Origin of the sequence: Pollutibacter soli (assembly GCA_029269725.1) — a bacterium.
GTDB classification, from domain to species: Bacteria; Bacteroidota; Bacteroidia; order Chitinophagales; family Chitinophagaceae; genus Pollutibacter; species Pollutibacter soli.
This window is the reverse complement of record JARJHS010000009.1, coordinates 205,127-225,284: the sequence shown is the minus strand read 5'-3', so window position 1 is coordinate 225,284 and position 20,158 is coordinate 205,127. Positions and strand designations below refer to the sequence as shown.

Below are 20,158 nucleotides of genomic sequence, written 5' to 3'. Positions count from 1 at the left end.
GTTGAAATGCTGGCAGCAAGCCGGGCGGGGGATCTCCTGCTGTGCTGTTATCGCACAAAATAAAAAAGATCGTAACAAAATCCAAGCATCTGGCCATTACAGCGGGAACTGGCAAATAAATGGATGTATCTATACATCAGAATTGCCTGGGGAAACCGTAGCTTTAGTACCGAAAATAGCATTCAAAGGTTTTAAATATTTTTTTATGGCAAAAAAGGAAAATAAACAAGCAGGTAAAACCGCAAAGTTTTTAGGAGATCTCGTTTCATTTCGTCAATCACTGAAACTTATCCATTGGTCAATAACGGGACCTGGTAGTTATGAAACTCATATTTCGCTGGATCAGGCTATTGATACTTTGAGAGATGTTACAGATCGCCTTGTTGAGACGACTATTGCAATAGAAGGTACACTGGACATTGTGGTGCCAGAAACAATAAAGCCTGAGAAATACATCGATCATATTGAGAAGTTCTACACGCATGTTGAAGAAACCAGGAAGATCTTTTCTGAATCTTTCTCTCAGTCAATAATTGATGAATTCCAGGAAGGAATAAAACAATTGCTTTATCGTTTGAAACGACTTTCATAGCTGCGGAAAAATCGTTGTGACAGCAGAATTTTCTATACCGAAAAAGTTTTTTTCACTTGTTATTTCGAAAAAGCGATTTTAACTTGACGAAAGTTCCCAGGTATCCGATCCGCCGCGGCGGATCGGATACCTGGCGGAAAAATTCCGGCGAAGTAAAATTTGCAGGGACTTTTGAAAAGTTTTATTCGACAACTCCGGCCAGTGATCAATTTTCAATAATGCCGATATGAACAGGCGTAACTTTATCCGCAACACCTCCGCACTTACAGCAGCTGGACTCATGACTTCAGAAAATCTTTTTGCACAGCCGCCACTCATTAACAATATTGGCATTCAGATGTTTTCAGTTCCGAAGGCGTCGGAAAGAGATTTGCCTTACGTGCTGGCCATGTTGTCAGGGATGGGTTACCGGGAAGTCGAATTGTACGGCCCCTATCCTTTCAGCACCGAAGCGGCAAAAGCGAGATGGGCTTCGGTTACTCCCGCACTCGGTTTTAGTGGCAGCGGATATTTTGGTCGTTCAGGAGAAGAGATGGCTGCACAATTGAAGACCCATAGCCTTACTGCACCTTCAATGCATACGGACCTGGACACACTTCAAAATAATATGTCGCAACTGGCAGAAGCTGCACACAAAACAGGAACGGAATATGTTGTACTTCCGGCAATCCCTGACGAGAAACGAAAGACGCTTGACGATTACAAAAAGATCGCATCGGATTTCAATGCTATCGGAGAATCTGCCAAAAAACAGGGGGTAAAATTTGCGTACCATAATCATGGTTATGGACTGACAGCCATGGATGGACAAATTCCATTGAGATTAATTTTAGATGGCACCGATCCTGAACTGGTATTTTTTGAGATGGATATTTTCTGGACGGTCGCGGGAGGCGCTGATCCCGTTGAGTTGTTTCAATCTTACAAAAACCGTTATCACCTGATGCATATAAAGGATATGTCAAAGCAGGCTCGTTTTTCCGGTGACGGTGGTGATTCAAAACAATGGATCGAATTATTTCCGTTAATGACGACTGCAGGATCGGGCGTACTCGATCTGAAGAAAATAATTAAGGTCGCAAAGGATAATGGTGTTAAGCATTTTATTGTTGAGCAGGATATGGTTGCAAATCCTCAGACGGCGTTGAAGAAGAGTATACAGTTTTTAGAGAAACTTAAATAGCGAATATACCAGCATCATTTTTAAACCCGCAGCGGGAGAAATGGCCGATTAAATTTCTTCATTCCCAACAATGGGCTGAAACTATTCAATAAGTGTTTACGGTTACCCGAAGCGTGTAGTATTTCTTTAATAATCTGCGTTAAAACCCAACTATTAAAATCCTTTGCCATTGCGGGTTGAATCTGCCGCGCATTCCTGGATAAAATCGTCCATGCTTTTTATATGTCGCCGTGTTAATGCTCTCGTGAGCGGAACTTTATATCGTTCGTCGTCGAACGTGAAGACCCTGAACCTTTCTTTACCAAATTCATTTTCGAATAGTTGAAGAAAATGATTCGCATGACCGGTGAAGGGCGAGCTCATCGCACCGCTCAACGGGGCAGTCAGTTGTACTGCCAGATTCTCAACACTGTCTTTTGCATTCTGTAAGGAATTTTTTATAAGAATGAACTTGATCCGTTTGGCATTTGATGAGTCCAGTTTCCTGACTAAATTATACAGATCCAGTGCTGTTGCCAGTCCATAATTTTCAAAATACCCACCATCAACAAACTGTTCTTTCGAGTTGGAACCGATGGTTGAAGCGCCACTCAAAAATGGAAACAATTCGGAAAGATTGGTTGCGTCTCTATACATTATATCCTTAAAAGCGACACTATCGTGATATATCCTTTCCTGCAGAGGTAAGATGGAATTCGTAAACACCCGCTGGTCATTTACATAAAACGGACTTAGTACTACCCGTCGGCCGCTGTGAATAGCGAATGTATTTATCACATGGATGGGTACCGTGCCAATTCTTTTTTCAAAAAAATCCTTGAAATAGTCTGGCTCATATCCCGACGCACGTTCTCTCCTGGAAAATGTGCTCTGCCAGTAATCCGGCACTTCTCCATTCGCCATCGCCTGTTTCAGCGCGAATTCATATTCCATCCGTATCCGGAAATTTCTGTCGCGAAATCCTGTCCCGGGAACACTATCCCGGGCAAATGGCAGAGGGAATGAAGGCCAACTCCCAAAAGCGGCTGCAAATGCATCGCCAAACAGAAATCCGAATACACCACTGGAATTATAGTTTCTCTGGTAAATAATTTTCAGAAATTCTTCTTTGGCAGGTCCTGCATATTCCTTGTATTTTAAATAGTGATAAATACCGGGTGAACTTCCCGAAATTGTACTGCAGAACAAAGTCTTGTTCCATAGATCAGGGATGTTCTTTTCCAAAAGACTTAACATACTTGCGGTGATGTAACCAGCCCTGCTTCCACCACCCATCCCACAGATGATATAAATACTTTTATTTACACTGGTATCAGCATTGATATATGCCATTCTCTTCTGAATAGCAACATCCATGGAAATGCCCGTATCCGCCGCAGACTTATTGGAAACCAATGGAACGCTGAACTGTCTTTCAACTCTTCTGAAAGGCAAAACAAGGACCAGTAAAATAGCAGCCAAAGCCAATAGTTTTACCCAGTCTTTATCCGAATTTCTATAGTAATTTCTTGCCAGATCCAGGTATATAATTACTAATGCTAAAACTACAAGTAAAACATACAACGAGTTGGTAGCCGTTAACGACGGAACAACAAAATAATAAGAGAAGAATAAAAATATAATTGCAGCAACAGAAAGATATAATTTACGGGACGCGTTTTGGTTGTTTTCAGATATCATCTCACAAACCAGTTTCTTCAGCTCATCTTCGGTTAATCTGGAATCATCAGTGAAGAACAGCATGTGAAAGACAATTGCACTGCTGATCAGAATATAAAAAGGATAGACATACAAACTTCTGTCATAATCCTTCCCAAGGAAATATAAGATTAATGCAAATCCTGAAATCAAAATGATATGCCAGATAATCACCCATACTAATATGTTGAGGTATTTATTATTGATTAACCTGAGATCAAAGATTCTTGATCGGCCGATTTTCGAGTTGATAATGAATTTGACGATCGCCTGAATCGCATAAAATAAAAGAATGAATAAAACACTGCAAATGACTATGGCCAGAACTTTGTTTTTTTTCAGATCATCCGCAGGTAAATTTTCTTCAACAACTTTCTGCAAAAAAGCTGTACCAACAATGGCAAACGGCAATATGGCAAGTAGTGCTTTATATTTAGTGGCGAGATAAAATGAATCATATATCTTCATCACCTCATTTTTCCTGTCTTCGCTGTAGGTAAAAAAAGGAATCACCCAGATTGCAAGAGCTAGGAGAAAAAAAGTGATAAACAGCGATCCTAATGAAAGAAAGATGATGCCGAAATTATAATCCACCATTTTTGATATGTAATCCTCGATCATATCTTTCCCGACATCCTGGGAAAGCATCAGGTACGAAATGAAAATCAGCATCAGTAAAGTATACCAGTTCAGGTAAATCACCCTGAAAAAAGTGGTAAAAATGATTTTCTCCCTGATAACACCCTGGGGCAGCGCATAGATATCTATAAAAAACCTTACTATGTATTTATGAATATATTTCAGATACAAAAGCGCCAACCCTACAAGAATCAGCGCGAGCAGGACAGGTGGAATAAAGTGAAACATAGACTTGCAAAAGTTGATGATGAATGTTGGTGTCGGTTTACAAATGCTAAAAAAAATCAGTAACCGTCGAATAATGAATTTAATTCGTACTGGTAAAAACGATGACCGTAAAAACACCTATTTTTTGCGTGAACAGAAGATGAATGGCTGGATTTTGCAAAAGAAGAAAGCCGGATATCATTAAGCGTGGTACTGAACCCGCCAGCGCTATTGTTCCATGCACGGTCACGTACTTCCATCCCCATAACAGGCATGAAGAATAATCCTTATAAAAAGGCGTTATCGATTGTGAAACTGAGCATAGCTAATCAATGATGCTTACCCACCATCAACATGCGAATCGATAGTGCAGGTTACTCATCAATATCAGTTCCTGCTTCAAAAAGTTTTCTGAATGCGACAGCCGCATTATGCACCTGCACCGCCCAGTCATCCGCTGCAGCTCCATCTGCACCATCAGAAATATATTTTAAACAGAGAAAAGGAATCTGCTCTTTCATTGCAATCAATGCAAGTGGATACGCTTCCATATCGACAACATTATAGGCAGTCACGCTATGACTCATTTCGAAACTATCACCTGTACCGCAGATACCTTCCGGCAGATTTTTTATTTTGATTCCGTATTTCAGAATTGGATGGATACCGGACAAAGGAGTTTCATACAACTCAAATCCTAACCCGCGTACATCCATATCCCTTTGAATAAATTGAGTACAACATACCACTTCACCACGTTTAAAATGATTGCTGCCTGCAGAACCCAGATTAACAATCATAGCGGGTTTTTTCTGATGAATTGCCCTTGTTAATCCGTAAGCAGCATTTACTTTCCCTATTCCGATGATCAGTTTATTCACAAGCTCAAATTCTTCTGCGGCTTCCGCTGACAGTGCGAATACAAAAAGTGTATCCGGACTAATGAGATCCAGATGTTCAAAACTGATGGGTTGCCGTAAATCGATCATACACGAACTTACAATTTGCTGTCCTTTCTGTCGTCATGTTCTTTACATGCACTGATCAATAACTGAAAAAACTTCGTTTAAACGAAGGTGTTATCAACAGGGGGTGGAGAATAAACATTCACCGGTACTTTTTTGCATGAAGATGAACTATTCTGATTTTAAATGGTTTTATCGAAGGAATTTTCGAAAAGCCAGAAAAATAAATCATGAAGTTAATCGGTGTATTTTCCTTCCTGTTCACTTTTCTCCTAGCCTTGTGTCTGGATTCAGGTCTTCATGCACAGGCTTCAGGAAGCCTGAGTGGTACGATTACGGATAAAAAATTTCTTCTGCCTGCACCTGGATTAACCATTGAATTGAGCCCAGGATCAAAAACCGTCATCAGCGACTCGCTGGGTCGGTTCAGGTTGCAGGAAATAATTCCCGGCACCTACAATCTTACCGTTTCCGGGCTGGGATTTGTAACAAGGACGCTTACCAATCTGGTCATCACCAGCGGAAATGAAAACAACCTTTCTATTGAAATGGAAAGAGCGGTCAGCGAGCTCGGAAATATCACCATTACCGGTCGCAGGAATTCGGCCAGGGCAGCCAGCATCGAAAGTCCGTTAAGTGTGCAGCGACTGACTACCGAAGACATTAAGGCCAACCCCGGAGGAAATTTTGACATCAGCAAAGTAATACAATCGCTTCCGGGGGTCGGAGGCGGCGTTGGCGGTGGCGGTTTCAGGAACGATATTATCATCCGGGGAGGTGCACCTTCTGAGAATGTGTTTTACCTGGATGGAATTGAGGTCCCGATCATCAATCATTTCAGCACCCAGGGTTCGGGCGGTGGTCCGCAGGGTATTTTAAATGTGAGCTTTATTGAAGATGTCAGGCTGAGTACTTCTGCCTTCGATGCGCGATACGACAATACACTGAGCAGCGTATTTCAGTTCCGGCAGAAAAATGGCAATCCCAACCGGTTGCAGGGTAATCTGCGTCTGTCTGCTACTGAACTGGCTGCCACTTTCGATGGCCCTCTTTCAAAAAACACTACTTTTATCGCCAGTGCCAGACGTAGCTATCTCCAACTCCTTTTTCAGGTACTGGATCTTCCGATCAGACCAAATTACTGGGATTTTCAGTTCAAGACCACCACTAAAATAAATGATAAGACCACACTCAGTATACTTGGAATCGGCGCTATTGATGAATTCCGTTTTACTGCACCAAAAGATGCCACACCGGAAAAACTGTACGCCATCAACAGTAATCCGATTATTAACCAATGGAGCTACACTGTCGGAGCTACGCTGCGTCGCCTGACAGAAAAAGGGTATTGGAATTTATCACTCAGCCGAAACACTTTAAATAACCAGGCAGAAAAATATCAAGACAACGAAAACCCAGTAGAGGATGAACAGACTTTAAACATCAACAGTAAAGAGACAGAAAACAAACTGCGTTTTGATCAGACCGTGAATTTTGATGATCTGAAAATCACCTGGGGCGGAAGTCTTCAGTATGTGCAGTTCGATAATCAATTTTACCAGGTGTACAGGCCTGAGTTAACCGATGATCAGGGAAATATCATTCAGGAGGCTGAAACATTCGCAAGTGTTGCCGGTGCAGATTTTCTCCGTTACGGCGCATTTGTACAGGCAGGAAAAAGGGTTTTAAAAAACAGGCTGTCGCTCAGCGCAGGTATCCGGATAGATGGAAACGGATTATCCAATAGCGAAAGCAACCCTCTGAAGCAGTTCAGTCCGCGGGTAAGTGCAAGCTATTCCTTAACTGATCAATGGAATATCAGCGCCAGCGTCGGCATCTATTACAGGCTTCCCGGTTATCCGCAGCTGGCCTTCAGGGAAACACAGGGCGGGACAATCTTTCAAAATCCCGGCGAATATATCCGCAGCACGCATTATGTAGCCGGGGTAGAATTTCTGCCTTCAACAACCACGCGTTTTACGCTCGAAGGATTTTACAAGAAATACGGTAACTATCCGGTAAGTATTTATGATGAAATCAGTCTTGCCAACAAAGGGACCGACTTCGGAGCGGTAGGCAATGAACCAATAATTCAGAATGGCAAGGGACGGGCATACGGATTTGAATTTTTCGCGCAGCAAAAACTAACCAAAAGGTTTTTCGGAATACTGAGCTATACTTTTTACAGATCCGAATTTACGGGTATTGATAACCGCTACACCCGGGCGAATTGGGACAATCGTCATTTGCTGAGTTTTACCTGGGGCTATAAATTCAAACGCAACTGGGAACTGGGTCTTAAATTCCGGTACCAGGGTTCAGCACCCTATACACCGTTTGACGAGGTTCTGAGCCGGCAGAATTACCTTACGCTTGGGACGGGTGTATATGATTTTGGAAGAGCGAATACCAATAGTCTCAGGGCGTTTCATGCAAGTGATGTAAGGATAGATAAGAAATGGAATTTCAGAAATTTCACACTTGATATATTTCTCGACGTAACGAATTGGTATGTGTCAAAAAACCCAGGCTTACCTAACTATACGTTCAAACGAAATGCTGATAATACCGATTTTTTAACCACAGATGGTTTGCCTGTCCAGCAAAACGGAAGCAATGCCATCCCATTGATTTTACCCAACGATGAAGCCAGTGTTTTGCCAACGCTTGGATTTATTATAGAGTTTTGATAGTCGTCGGTTTATGGCTCCATTCAAACCTTACCTGGAGCAGAGCATAGTCACCAGAAATAAAATCAGACACAGCATCTGTGATAAGTTCGATTTTATTAGACACGCAGAGAGATTCACCTCTTGATTGTTTTATATAACAAACAAACTCTTTGGTATATTTAGTGACGGTTCAATTTCTCAATCTAAACACAATTTTCCTGAATCCCCTCTTTTCCTATTTCCTCGCCAGCGGTGTTCCTGCAAGTGATATTGAAACGATCACCAATGCATTTTCATTTACAAAAATCACGAAGGGGAATTTCTTTGCTGAAGAAGGAAAAACAAGTAAATACCTGGCATTTATCACGAAGGGATTTTTTCAATACTATTACCTCAAAGATGGAAAGGAACTGACTACGTATGTTACCGGCGAAAATACTTTTCTTGCTTCAGTGGCAAGTTTTTACCGACAGCAGCCCTGTAAAGAATATGTAAGGGCTCTGATCGATTCCGAATTATGGCAGATCCATTATACAGATCTCGCGAAACTGAAAGTTGAAAATGAAGCGTTCAAATCATTTTATATCAATGCCGTCGAACAGGTGATGGTGGGGATCGATGAAAGCAGAAGCAACCTGCTCATCATGACTGCAGAGGAAAGATATGAGCGACTGCTTAAAGAAGAGCCGGGGCTGTTGCAACAGATTCCTTTGCAATACCTGGCTTCCATTCTGGGCGTTACGCCACGTCACCTGAGCAGGATCCGGAATAATATCTGAGGATGTCATTTATGGACATTTGTCCGGTGCGGCGGTTTTGCTGCTTTGCAATTTTGTGTCGTTAAAAAATCAAAACTAGACGACATGAAAAATGTAACGCTGACATCTATCTTCATCCTTGCAACTGTTCTCTGTTTCTCTCAAAGCCGATTCCCTAAAAACGAATTCAGTATCAACGGATTCCGCAACCCATCGATAGGCCTGGAATTCCGCCACAAGTTTGTATCAGTACATACCGGCTACTATATGACAGCGTTTAAGGCTGAAGAAACCACTAAATTTATTAAAGTCGGAATAACGGCCTGGTTTCTTCCCGTGGACAAAAAACCAATACCCTCATCCTTTTTTGCCGGCGCTTCTTACCTCCGTGGAATCAATCGTGAGTATGATGAAACAAATGCATTTTCCTTTGAAGCAGGTTTCCGATGGATGATATGGAAAGGCATCAATTTCAGGTTCGGCGCAATTGCAGTTGGTGCAAAAGATCATTCACTCAAGGTTAATCCTGCTCCCGGCGTCAGCTATTCAATCATCCTTTAATTGTGATATTCATGCAATCTTCCAAAACAATCGGATGGCTGATGATCATTGGCGCTGTTGGCGTATTGATTCCCTATACTATACTTACTGCGATTTTTGAATATCCGGGAATTCTTCGCTGGGAAACCGGGATCATTCTTACTAAATTTCATGAAGGTGGAAACAGGCTGATCTTTACATGGCTTGCCTTTGCCTTAGCTGGTCTTCCGCTGCTGCCGGCATATATTCTTCTCGGAAAAAGTCTTGAAAACCAGTCCGGCTTTGCTCGGGTAGCCACCAAAATGGGAACTACCGGCCTGATCGTACAAATGATCGGATTACTCCGATGGGTGTTTGTGGTACCTGTACTGTCCGACAGTTTTGTAGCAACATCGGATCCATCGTTGAAAACTGCGGCTATCATGTCTTTCAACACCATCCACCAGTTTGGCGGTGTATTATTGGGTGAACATCTGGGTCAGCTCTTTACCGTTATCTGGACGCTGATCATGTCGATCAATTTTATAAAATGGAAGATATTTCCCCAATGGATCGGGATATTTGGTGTTGTGAGTGCTGTCATTTATTTTCTCGCCCAGGCCGAACTACTGGCGACTGTTGTCAGGAATATGCCTGTGTGGGAACCAGCTGGTTTTATCGGGAGTACACTCTGGCTGATCTGGATGACTTTCATTGGCGTAAGCATAATCAGAACAAAAAATATTAACCCTTAACAGCAACATATGTTTATCAACATTATACTCCTTCTTACTGTCATCTTTTATAGTATGATCGTAAGTCAGTCATTTATGTATATACTCGCCCTGAGAAATCTATCACTGGATCTCGATGTGGCTGCATACACACAGATGAGAAAAATTATCGACGCGAATATGAGAAGTAAATATTCAATTGTGGTGTATGGCTCACTGATATTAAATCTGCTGCTGGTTGTTTTATTACTCGGCAGACATTCGGGAACCCTTTTTATTGCAAGCACAATTTCGATGACAGCATTGTTGATTGATACCTTACTGATGGTTAAAGGAAACATGCCATTAAATGCAGTCATTAACGAATGGACATCCGAAAAAATTCCCGGCAACTGGAAAGATGTAAGATTGAAATGGCTGAATATTTACCAGCAAAGGCAGGTGGTAAATATTATTGGGTTTATTGCGCTGGTTGCGGGCATTGTGTTCAGGTAGGTCATATGCCTGCCTGCCCTGCCGACCGGACAGGCGGGCGGCAGGCAGGCTTTAGGTTGTCGGTTTTAAGTTAGCTCTTTTAGGTCTGAGCCTTCGCTATTTTTTCCGTATAGCTTTCCTGTTGCTATCAATTACAGTCAAAACACAAAGGAAAACCGAGGAACAGCCCGCAGAGGGAATACAGAAAGTTGTAGTTTTTTGGGGTAGTTACGTCGTAACTTCATCTCTTGCGGGTTCTATTATCACACAAAATTTACAGTCTTTGTATTCGGCCTTCACAATGCTGACTTCGGCCTTTTCTCCGGCTGTTTCTCTGTGAATACGCAGCCATTTCTTTGTGTTTTGACTTTCGGATTGTTGCCATACCTGATATAATTCATCTCTCCTATTGACAATCGTCAATAAAATCCGCCTCAGTTGATTGCTACTTTTGTTGTTCATCAGCATCAGACGAATGAGTCTTACCGATGAATGAGCATTCCATGATGCTACAGTATAACTGGGCATCATGGGTTTTAAACCTCTTTCCTATGCCTCTACTAACAGACCATCCAAAGGCGGCCATCATCAACCGGGCTCCCCTTTCAGTGATTCCTCTGGAAGATGCCGGTAATGATGAAAAGATCAAACCATTTCCCGCTAAGTCTCTTCCACGCAGGAAAGACCAGGACAAAGCTCAGTTTAATACGGAGAGGATTTTCAAGGCAAAGGAACATGAATATCTTTAGAAGAGCCTTCTAAAAAAAATAACATAGATCATCCTGCCAATAGCCTCTAAGGTTTAAAGAAAGTAAGGCAGCCCGAAGCAGGCCTTGAGCAACCTTGAGCGCTGGCGACTTCCCGGTAAAAGCCAGTTACAAAGCAGCAGACACATTCCGGAATGTTCATCATTCACTGCGCACCGTAATTTTTAGCTATCTAAAAAGCAGATGAAATAAACATGTGGAAACAAACAGCGGTCAGCCAACAGCGGGAGACAGATAAATCACAGATATTCGCATCCCAAAAATTGATCAGTTATCAAAAACGCAAGGCTTTCAACATTCCTAAATACAACTAAATTCTCTAATCGAAATTTAACCCTTCCTCTTTTATCCTAAACCCTGTATTCTGTTCCTGTATTCTGTTTCTCTTTTGGCACGAGTTTTTATACTACTTCTGAACAACAAATCAATTTGTAATGATTATTCAATTCAACACTGACAATATTATTTCAGGAAATCGTGAGCATACCGAACCTATGGAGGCCTATGTTAAAGAACAGCTTGACCGTTTTAAGGATGTCAGGAGAATTGAGATCCACATGGGTGATGAAAACAGCCACAAACAAGGGGGCAATGATATCCGGTGCATGATCGAAGTAAAACTCGAAGGTGTTGCCCCTCTTGCAGTGACTACACATGCTGATAAGCAATTTGATGCCTTGAAGGACGCTGTAGCTAAAATGAAAACAGTGCTGGACAAAAAGCAGGAAAAATCGAGGAGCTATTGATCGATACTAACTTTTATTAATAGCACCTTACTACTCACTCAATATTGCACGCTAACATCCGTGCAGATACACGCAGGTTCCTCCGCGGAATCTGCGTGTATTCAATCTGCGAAAATCTGCGGGAAGATATTTCGCCCCTCATCGTTCGCTGCATTTTTACAGGAAAGTAGCTTATTCGTTTTTCGATCTTCGTTGAAAAAAACTTCAAATAGTTTTCAGCTATTGGTTCTCAGTTCCGCTTTTCTTTGCCACACTTTACCGCTTTTCCGCCTTACGGGTTGTCTGTGGAATTTAAAATCGCTTTTTTGAAATACTGACCTGCCTTCAGTAAATTCAACGCGTCCCGATTATTACACTCAGTAAACTCCATTTAGTCATGTTTAGGAAAATAGCAAAACTTCACATCGTACTTCTATTTCTTTTTGTACAGTTAGTCAACACAGCCAGCAGCCAGGAAAAAAAATATTCCGATGAAATAGAAAAAAAGATAAACGAAGTAGAGAACAATCTCGGGCTCTGGGTACAGATCGAAGGGGCAACGAATAAAAATTCATTGAAGGACCGGATGGCTTTCTATCATATCAATGGAGTTAGTATTGCTGTGATCAAAAATTATAAACTCGAATGGGCAAGAGGTTATGGCTGGGCCGATAGTGCTAAACAAACTCCCGTCACAAACGCGACGCTTTTCCAGGCAGGATCCATCAGCAAATCATTGAATGGTGTAGGTGTACTGAAACTTGCGCAGGATAAAAAGCTGGATCTCTATGCTGACATCAACGGCTACCTGAAGACATGGAAATTTCCATATGATTCCGTTTCCAGGGGTAAAAAAATAACTACGGCAAATCTGCTCAGTCATACCGCCGGATTAACGGTACATGGATTTCCGGGATATGAAAACGGTACAACAATCCCCTCTGTTCCTGATATTCTCGATGGGAAGAAACCGCAGGTCAACACAGCAGCGGTACGCTCTGCTTTCGAGCCCGGATTGAAATTTCAGTATTCCGGTGGAGGAACAACGATTTCGCAGTTGATGCTGGCAGATATCACAGGGAAAGCATATGAAGTGTGGATGTTTGATAATATTCTGAAACCACTGGGCATGAACAACAGTACATATTCGCAATCGACATCAACAGACAAAGAAAAATGGAAGGCAACAGCCTATTACAATGATGGTAAACCGGTGAAGGGGCAATATCATATTTATCCTGAAATGGGCGCCGCAGGATTGTGGACCAACCCGACAGATCTTGCAGCGTACATTATAGAAACACAACTCGCACTTGCCGGAAAATCATCGAAAGTATTATCACCAGAAACTACAAAACTTCGACTAACTCCTTATATCGACAGCAGTGCTGCACTTGGCGTTTTCATTGTAAAGAAAGGCGATCAGCGTTATTTTCAGCATGGCGGCGTTGACGAAGGATTTGTTTCGGTTTACTACGGGAGTATGGAAAACGGAAATGGCGTGGTGGTGATGGTCAATAGTTACAATACGGGTATACTGAATGAAATCGTCAACAGTGTAGCAAAGGTGTACGACTGGAAAGGATTCTATGCGCCGCAGACAAAAAAAACGGTTAAGGTTAACCGTGAAATACTGCAAAGCTATGAAGGCAAATACCATGTAGGAAATTCCGACTTACTGATCACCGCTGAAAGTGATGGCCTGGTGCTGTTCCAGGGTGATAATAAAATGAACATGTATTTTATTTCTGATACTGATTTTTTCCTATTCGAATCACCTGAATCGACCTTTAGTTTTACGAAGGACAATAATAATAAGATTGATGGCTTTGATCAGAAGAGAGGAACGAATGTTTATAAGATCAAGCGGGTGGACTGAGGTTGGGCAGTGCGCAGTTTGCTGAGACCATTACATTTTTTAAACCTGGCCAAGTTCTGAAGAGTTATTTAGGCTTTCGCAAAAACAGTCTGTGATTCGCGATAACGAAGGCTGGCTGTTCCCTTCTTACTTCTTTCTACCTACTACCTACTTTTTTATCAACTATAACAATTCATTAAAAATGATTGTACGAAATTGTTGTTGCCAAAACACCAGCAATGAAAAAACACCCACTGATCTTTGTACTCATTTTTGCATCACTCCTGACCTTTTCCTGCAACAAGGAAAAAGATAGTTCCTTCCTCAACAAACCGGAGAATGATAATTATCAAACCGGCAGCATCCGGTTTCAGTATTATTCCATTAATCCTGGCGATACTGTAAAGAAGCAACAGGTCAACTTTACTACATTATATAACTTACCGGAAGAACGTTGGATGTGCGGATTTTTCTGGCCAGAGCGCAGATGGATGGGAATCGTCCGTACCAGTGCAGACAAACAGGATGTCAGAGCAAGTATTTTCTTTCCTGATATCAACCTGGACTCACTACCCATCCCTTTCGTTTTTTCCGCAGATAAAAAATTAAATGCACGGATGGGATATTGCCTGGGCTATAAAGAATATTATGATTCAACCGGAAAATTCGCGGGGGATTATGATGTTTACAGCGGAGAAACTAAGCATGATTTCAAAATCACATTGCTGTCAAAGTCAAACCATCACCTGAAGGGTATATTCAGCGGTACAATAAAACATAAATACAGAGGTTACCTGATGAAAATTGAAAATGGGGATTTCGATGTGAAATATGAACTGAGATAATCACCTGCTTTTTTATTGACAAATCAGGTTTAAAATAGTAAGATTCAAGCGCCATGAGAAAACACCATAAACTATTATTACTCCTTCTTTTTTGTACCTGTATAAATGCATGTAAAAAAGAGGATATTCTTCCGCCATTCAACGAAACATTTACAGAGCCTTATACAACCGGCAGCATCCGTTTCCAGTTTTATAAAATCAATCCCGACCGACCTTCGGAACCCACGAAACGTCAGCAGGTCGATTTTACTGCTACTTACGAAAATCCTGATGAATGGATGTGTGGCTACTACAGGCCCGATATGAATTGGACAGCAATGATCAGAAGAAATCCGGCTAACCAGGAGCAATGGGCAGGAATTTTATTTTATAATTTGAAGCTTGATTCAATTCCTTTACCATTTACTTTCGATCGCAATAGCACATTCAATGCACAGTTAGATTATACATTTGGAAGCAGACAATATACAGATGCTTCGGGAAACATTGTAAGTACTGCTGATGGTTATTCTGCAACCAGCAATTATGACGATTTCACATTGACCCTATTGTCAAAATCAAATCAGCGGTTACAGGGAACTTTCACCGGAATACTCAAAAACATTTATGACGGAGGGAAGGTAAAAATTGAAAAAGGAATTTTTGATGTGGCATATGTGGTGCGCTGAGGTCTTTTATTTGTTGGTGTTTCGCCGGACACCTAAAATTTTCCCTTAAAAGCTTCACAGGCGAACACCGACAAGTGTTGACAAGGAAGCCAGCATTCGCGCTTTCTCTATTCACAGATATTCATTACATTCAACCACACATGCCGGACTAACAAAATGAGAAAACTTTCGACGTTACTATTCTTTATTACAATTCTGGCGGCCTGCAAACAAACCCCACCCGGCTGGATATACGAAGCCCGGCTCAACAAACCAAACTCCCGATGAATGGCTCACTGTCGGGGGCAACCAGCAGATGCAGTATTATTCTCCGCTAAATGATATCAATGCATCCAATGTACAAAACTTAGGCTATGCATGGGAGTATGATGCCATCAGTACGATCGGAAGAGTTCACCGCTGATTGGAATCAACACCGATTGTTGTCGACGGCGTTATGTACACTTCCGGTGCCTGGGGTTTTGTATATGCACTCGATGCAAAAACAGGAAAAGAGATCTGGAGATATGATCCGAATGTCGATGCCTCTTATGGACGCAGGGCCTGTTGTGATGTTGTCAATCGCGGTGTTGCGGTATGGAAAGGAAAAGTATATGTCGGTACGCTGGATGGTTATATGGTTTGTTTAAACGCTGCAGACGGCAAGGAGTTATGGAGAAAAGATTCTTTCACGGATCGCACGAAAGCATACACGATTACGAGTGCGCCGCAGGTGGCGGGAAATATAGTCATGATCGGCAACTCAGGAGGCGAATACGGTGTGCGAGGTTATATCACTGCATATGATCTCAACAGCGGCGAACAGAAATGGCGTTTCTTCATCGTACCCGGCGATCCGAAATTTCCATACGAACATGAAGAAATGAAGATGGCCGCAAAAACCTGGGATCCGAATTCTGATTGGAATACTGGCGGCGGCGGCACAGTCTGGGGCGCAGCTGCGTATGATCCTGAACTGAATTTACTGTATGTCGGCACCGGCAATTCAACGCCCTATCCAATCTGGTATCGAAGTCCTTCCGGCGGTGACAATCTTTTTCTTTCATCGATACTCGCGATCAATCCGGACAATGGAAAATTGAAATGGCATTACCAGACCACGCCTGGTGAATTGTGGGATTATACAGCAACGATGAATAATATTCTTGCTGACTTAGAGATCGATGGTAAGAAAAGAAAAGTGATCATGCAGGCGCCGAAGAATGGTTTTTATTATGTACTTGAAAGGGAAACCGGTGAACTGATTTCTGCAGAAAAATACACGCGTGTCAACTGGGCGAGTCATGTCGATCTGAAAACGGGAAGACCTGTGCTCACGGAAAATGGTGGCTGGTACAAAGATGAACCCAAACTCGTCATCCCCTATCTCGGTGGCGGACACAACTGGCCACCGATGTCGTACAATCCTGTAACTGGTCTCGTGTACATTCCCGAGCGCACGATTCCGCAGGTGTACAAGAGTTATGACAATTACAAATGGAAACCCGATGAAGACAATACCGCTCTCGATTATGCGAACTCAAGCAATTGGAGTTTGGTAAAAGACCAGATCAAATCACCGCAGGATACGATGATGACGGAAAGTCTGCTCGCGTGGGATCCGGTGAAACAGAAAGCAGCAAGGAAAATAGAAGGCGGTGCACCTGATGGAGGGACACTGTCGACACCCGAACTCGTATTCCAGGGTACACGTACCGGTTACTTACGCGTGCATGATGCAAAAACAGGAAAACTGCTCAAAGAAATTTTCACGGGTACAGGAATTATGGCTTCACCGAATACATATAAGATTGACGGCGTACAATATGTTGCTGTGATGGCTGCTTTCGGTGGTGCACCGACCTGTTGCTATTACGGTGATGCAGTCTTTCATGAGTATGAAAACAAAGGAAGATTACTCGTATTCAAACTCGGCGGCAGTGCTACACCGTTGCCAGCGAAAAGAAATATTCCACCCATACCTGCTCCTCCCACGATGGAACTAGACACAGCAAAAGTGGCGAGAGGAAAACAGTTGTATTACCAGTATTGTGAAACCTGTCACGGTGTGGGTGGTGACGGCACGAATACCTTACATCCGGATTTGTTACGTCTGCCTGAGGCGAAGCATAAGTTATTTAAAGAGATTGTACTGGGTGGATTGCTGGCGAAATACGGGATGGCGAGTTTTGGTAATTCGTTGAAGGAGAAGGATGTGGAGGCGGTGCAGGAGTATTTGGTTTCACAGCAGAAAAAAGCTTATCTGCAAAGTCGGTAATTTCATTTCTGTATACCATAATACCGCTAGAATACGGACCAGATTTTTCAAATAAAAACACAGGAATTTATATATTATGTCATAGGATCTCTGGTATATATTGGTTGGTTTTTAGAACTATAACAATTCATTTTCAGAATGAATTCGCGAACCTAATAGGATCAAAAACTACACCATGAAAAAACTACTCCTCTTTCATTCCTTTTATTTTTTCCTGCTGATGATTGCATGTAATAAGGAAATGATTTCATCCACTGAAAACATTCCCGATAAAAAATCATCGCCCACCGGCTCCATACGTTTTCAGTATACGAAGATTGACCGCGGGGTTCACCAAAAAAACAGGCGCTTAATTTTACAGCGTTGTATGAACTGCCGGAAGAGCAATGGATGAACAGATATTTCTGAAAAGAGCGGCGTTGGATGTCGATGGAGCGTGCTGTCTCTCACTCGCAATATGTACGCGCCGGTCTTCACTTAAAGAATGTCAATCCCGATTCAATTCTGCTTCCTTTCATTTTTGATGAAAGCTCAGGCACAAGTATGATGGGAATTTGATAAGGATTGAGCACGAGTTGTGAGTTGGAGTATTAACGTAGATAAATTCCGGAACAGCAATCTACCAGCCCTTCCGGTCTCTTATTACGATTTTACCATGAAAATCGAAAATTGAATGTTCGATTTTCATGGATAATTATGGCATATCAAGAACCCTATCTATTGACTTTCAGGAATACAGGGGGACTTTTTCGTAGGCAGGCTTTTTAATCCGGACAAGCTGGGAAAACACTTTTGTAAAAAAAAATGGCTCAAAAGGAAGAAGTATTTTACCTCTATCCGCAAAGGCAGCATAATTATAATAAAATGGGATGGATTCACAAGAAAAGAATAAAGTTCGCGAAAAACCGACACCGAAAAAAGGCTTCCGGATTTCAAAGGAACATACAAGATTGGAGCATGTGTATATTATTGGTACAGGAGAAGAAACACACTAGATTGAAGAGAAAATTACAATGACTACATAAAAATTTGAAAGCAAATCACATCTATTCCCGGGTGTAAACACCCTCACTAAAAGAAGTCCTTTTACTCTTGATGTCGGCACTCTCTGACAAGTATTTTTCAAAAAAATATTTTATGCAGATTTCAAGGATACATCTAACACTTCTTGCCGTATTCTGGATCATTAACAATGCGCAAGGCCAACAGGCATTCACGCAAAAAATTCCAATCTCCGGGCTGGACAGTAACCAGATAAAAGCCTATTTTAAAAACACAATTGACTATATAGGAAAAAGCAAAAAGGATCGAAAAGAGTTCAGAAAACAAAGCGAAAATCAGTCACCGAGTTTGTTTTCAAATATGCCAACTTTCGCTCTTTATGGAATTGGCAATTTGAATACAGTACAACAATTTGAAGAATTAAATGGATCCGGAAAACTTGCTGGTTATTTTCGGTTGTTCAGCTCACCAAAAAGTTTCGCTACTGCTTTCTTCTCCTATAACAGAAATGCAAGCAACAGCGACTCTCTTCTTGCGTCAACATTCCTGTTTCCTGATGTAGGTCAATCTTCTTTTGCAGGCACTTTGGAATGGGCTTTCTTATTAGGCACACCCCGGCGTAAATATACCGGTGGAAGAGATCAGATTAACATGTTTTTCTCTATACCGTTTTTTGAATTTGCCAATAAAATGATCAAAGGCAAAGCGAACGCAAGCGATACTGAGGATCTGTATTTCTCAACATTGATGTACACATTTGGAAACAGAATTCAATTCTCGATGCATCGATATGAGGATGATGCAAGCTTTTCGCTTTCTCCTTATTTAAGTTTTGTAAATATTCCTAATGAAGATAATAATGCCTATCGTAGCGTTTTCGGAGATGAGGAACTACCAAGTATGATTAGTTCATGGGGAATTAAGGTGGTATTTCAATACAACGATTTTCAAATTTTTGCCGATCTGAAAAATGTTATGAATGTTTCAGCAAAAGATGGAAATGAACGGGTCCGGGCGATTCAAGGGTTCAATTCAAACATCGGAATTGTATTTAATGCACAGATATTCGCTCGTTAATTTTATCCGACACTATTATTGCGAACTAATCATAATCATTTTAGATCAAACCATAGATAATCATTTTTCAGACCTAACAGGGTTTACAAGAGGTAATAACAGACCTGTTAGGTCTTACGCTCATTCCTGAACTCTCTCCACCAGCCACCAACCACAATCTTCCACCCCGCACCGTGAAAATTTAAAACGCCATTTTAATTTTTCACGGTAAATTTTCGGATTCAAGAGGGAATCTGATCATATCATAATACAATAAACAGGGACTCCAGTCCTCCACCAGTTCCTACGCTCAGTTGAATTTATACGCATGACAGAACAACTACTTCTTGTAAACAGCGATTCAATATCTCACCTGAACTCATGTCATGGCAGACCAGATAACAAGCATTCCATGACGTACACCCACCGTCTCATTTCCGTACACCCTGCCGTAGGTAAAATCGCTCAAACCCGCTCCCAGCCTGCATCTTCATTCTGGCACAATTCCGGTAGACCTAACAGGTCTGGAAAAAGACATC

17 protein-coding genes and 1 pseudogene are annotated in these 20,158 nt (G+C 41.8%); 16 read left to right on the top strand and 2 right to left on the bottom strand.

Annotation, left to right across the window (positions count from 1 at the left end; genetic code table 11):
- Window position 1 precedes the first annotated feature (1 nt).
- The gene (locus P2W82_RS20305) at window positions 2-592 is read left to right on the top strand and encodes a DUF5856 family protein (protein WP_336517767.1); all 591 of its coding nucleotides are present in this window, start codon (window positions 2-4) and stop codon (window positions 590-592) included.
- 226 nt (window positions 593-818) lie between these two features.
- Complete coding sequence (locus P2W82_RS20300; RefSeq protein ID WP_336517766.1) at window positions 819-1,775, top strand: sugar phosphate isomerase/epimerase family protein; 957 nt, start codon at window positions 819-821, stop codon at window positions 1,773-1,775.
- A gap of 153 nt (window positions 1,776-1,928) precedes the next feature.
- On the opposite strand, the gene P2W82_RS20295 is transcribed toward P2W82_RS20300, so the two are convergent.
- A complete protein-coding gene (locus tag P2W82_RS20295; protein ID WP_336517765.1) occupies window positions 1,929-4,340 on the bottom strand; it encodes a hypothetical protein in 2,412 nt (803 codons plus the stop codon).
- 353 nt (window positions 4,341-4,693) lie between these two features.
- Entirely contained in the window at window positions 4,694-5,308 is a 615-nt protein-coding gene (locus P2W82_RS20290) for a 5'-methylthioadenosine/S-adenosylhomocysteine nucleosidase family protein (RefSeq protein WP_336517764.1), read from the bottom strand.
- Between the two features lie 206 nt (window positions 5,309-5,514).
- Between P2W82_RS20290 and P2W82_RS20285 the strand changes: the two genes are divergently transcribed.
- The 14 genes and pseudogenes from P2W82_RS20285 to P2W82_RS20225 all read left to right on the top strand — a co-directional run bounded on the left by P2W82_RS20285 (window position 5,515) and on the right by P2W82_RS20225 (window position 19,640).
- Complete coding sequence (locus P2W82_RS20285; protein ID WP_336517763.1) at window positions 5,515-7,974, top strand: TonB-dependent receptor; 2,460 nt, start codon at window positions 5,515-5,517, stop codon at window positions 7,972-7,974.
- A 152-nt stretch (window positions 7,975-8,126) separates the two neighbouring features.
- Window positions 8,127-8,735, top strand: coding sequence for a Crp/Fnr family transcriptional regulator (locus tag P2W82_RS20280; protein ID WP_336517762.1), 609 nt, complete (start codon window positions 8,127-8,129; stop codon window positions 8,733-8,735).
- A gap of 84 nt (window positions 8,736-8,819) precedes the next feature.
- Window positions 8,820-9,275 (top strand): hypothetical protein, encoded by a 456-nt coding sequence (locus P2W82_RS20275; RefSeq protein ID WP_336517761.1) that lies wholly within the window; start codon window positions 8,820-8,822, stop codon window positions 9,273-9,275.
- Between the two features lie 11 nt (window positions 9,276-9,286).
- A complete protein-coding gene (locus tag P2W82_RS20270) occupies window positions 9,287-9,988 on the top strand; it encodes a DUF4386 domain-containing protein (protein WP_336517760.1) in 702 nt (233 codons plus the stop codon).
- Between the two features lie 9 nt (window positions 9,989-9,997).
- On the top strand, window positions 9,998-10,462 hold the full coding sequence (locus tag P2W82_RS20265) for a hypothetical protein (protein ID WP_336517759.1): 465 nt from the start codon (window positions 9,998-10,000) through the stop codon (window positions 10,460-10,462).
- Window positions 10,463-10,992: 530 nt separating this feature from the next.
- Window positions 10,993-11,190 (top strand): hypothetical protein, encoded by a 198-nt coding sequence (locus P2W82_RS20260; RefSeq protein WP_336517758.1) that lies wholly within the window; start codon window positions 10,993-10,995, stop codon window positions 11,188-11,190.
- A 452-nt stretch (window positions 11,191-11,642) separates the two neighbouring features.
- Window positions 11,643-11,954: an HPF/RaiA family ribosome-associated protein gene (locus P2W82_RS20255; RefSeq protein ID WP_336517757.1), complete on the top strand. Its 312-nt coding sequence runs from the start codon at window positions 11,643-11,645 to the stop codon at window positions 11,952-11,954.
- Window positions 11,955-12,330: 376 nt separating this feature from the next.
- Window positions 12,331-13,812: a serine hydrolase domain-containing protein gene (locus P2W82_RS20250; RefSeq protein WP_336517756.1), complete on the top strand. Its 1,482-nt coding sequence runs from the start codon at window positions 12,331-12,333 to the stop codon at window positions 13,810-13,812.
- Window positions 13,813-14,030: 218 nt separating this feature from the next.
- Window positions 14,031-14,636 (top strand): hypothetical protein, encoded by a 606-nt coding sequence (locus tag P2W82_RS20245; RefSeq protein ID WP_336517755.1) that lies wholly within the window; start codon window positions 14,031-14,033, stop codon window positions 14,634-14,636.
- Window positions 14,637-14,689: 53 nt separating this feature from the next.
- Window positions 14,690-15,304, top strand: coding sequence for a hypothetical protein (locus tag P2W82_RS20240; RefSeq protein WP_336517754.1), 615 nt, complete (start codon window positions 14,690-14,692; stop codon window positions 15,302-15,304).
- A 280-nt stretch (window positions 15,305-15,584) separates the two neighbouring features.
- Window positions 15,585-17,126 (top strand): annotated as a pseudogene (locus tag P2W82_RS20235) (PQQ-dependent dehydrogenase, methanol/ethanol family); the annotation flags it as partial.
- The gene (locus P2W82_RS24885; protein WP_473741693.1) at window positions 17,121-17,561 is read left to right on the top strand and encodes a c-type cytochrome; all 441 of its coding nucleotides are present in this window, start codon (window positions 17,121-17,123) and stop codon (window positions 17,559-17,561) included. The pseudogene P2W82_RS20235 and the gene P2W82_RS24885, both read left to right, overlap by 6 nt.
- 869 nt (window positions 17,562-18,430) lie before the next feature.
- The gene (locus tag P2W82_RS20230; RefSeq protein WP_336517752.1) at window positions 18,431-18,556 is read left to right on the top strand and encodes a hypothetical protein; all 126 of its coding nucleotides are present in this window, start codon (window positions 18,431-18,433) and stop codon (window positions 18,554-18,556) included.
- A gap of 142 nt (window positions 18,557-18,698) precedes the next feature.
- Window positions 18,699-19,640, top strand: a complete 942-nt coding sequence (locus P2W82_RS20225; RefSeq protein ID WP_336517751.1) for a hypothetical protein — start codon at window positions 18,699-18,701, stop codon at window positions 19,638-19,640.
- Window positions 19,641-20,158 lie beyond the last annotated feature (518 nt).

Excerpts from the sequence above, each read along its gene's own strand:
- P2W82_RS20300 (WP_336517766.1), top strand. The coding sequence starts at position 819 with ATGAACAGGCGTAACTTTATCCGCAACACCTCCGCACTTACAGCAGCT.
- P2W82_RS20295 (WP_336517765.1), bottom strand. The coding sequence starts at position 4,340 with ATGTTTCACTTTATTCCACCTGTCCTGCTCGCGCTGATTCTTGTAGGG.
- P2W82_RS20290 (WP_336517764.1), bottom strand. The coding sequence starts at position 5,308 with ATGATCGATTTACGGCAACCCATCAGTTTTGAACATCTGGATCTCATT.
- P2W82_RS20285 (WP_336517763.1), top strand. The coding sequence starts at position 5,515 with ATGAAGTTAATCGGTGTATTTTCCTTCCTGTTCACTTTTCTCCTAGCC.
- P2W82_RS20275 (WP_336517761.1), top strand. The coding sequence starts at position 8,820 with ATGAAAAATGTAACGCTGACATCTATCTTCATCCTTGCAACTGTTCTC.
- P2W82_RS20270 (WP_336517760.1), top strand. The coding sequence starts at position 9,287 with ATGCAATCTTCCAAAACAATCGGATGGCTGATGATCATTGGCGCTGTT.
- P2W82_RS20265 (WP_336517759.1), top strand. The coding sequence starts at position 9,998 with ATGTTTATCAACATTATACTCCTTCTTACTGTCATCTTTTATAGTATG.
- P2W82_RS20260 (WP_336517758.1), top strand. The coding sequence starts at position 10,993 with ATGCCTCTACTAACAGACCATCCAAAGGCGGCCATCATCAACCGGGCT.
- P2W82_RS20255 (WP_336517757.1), top strand. The coding sequence starts at position 11,643 with ATGATTATTCAATTCAACACTGACAATATTATTTCAGGAAATCGTGAG.
- P2W82_RS20250 (WP_336517756.1), top strand. The coding sequence starts at position 12,331 with ATGTTTAGGAAAATAGCAAAACTTCACATCGTACTTCTATTTCTTTTT.
- P2W82_RS20245 (WP_336517755.1), top strand. The coding sequence starts at position 14,031 with ATGAAAAAACACCCACTGATCTTTGTACTCATTTTTGCATCACTCCTG.
- P2W82_RS20240 (WP_336517754.1), top strand. The coding sequence starts at position 14,690 with ATGAGAAAACACCATAAACTATTATTACTCCTTCTTTTTTGTACCTGT.
- P2W82_RS24885 (WP_473741693.1), top strand. The coding sequence starts at position 17,121 with ATGGCTGCTTTCGGTGGTGCACCGACCTGTTGCTATTACGGTGATGCA.
- P2W82_RS20230 (WP_336517752.1), top strand. The coding sequence starts at position 18,431 with ATGGATTCACAAGAAAAGAATAAAGTTCGCGAAAAACCGACACCGAAA.
- P2W82_RS20225 (WP_336517751.1), top strand. The coding sequence starts at position 18,699 with ATGCAGATTTCAAGGATACATCTAACACTTCTTGCCGTATTCTGGATC.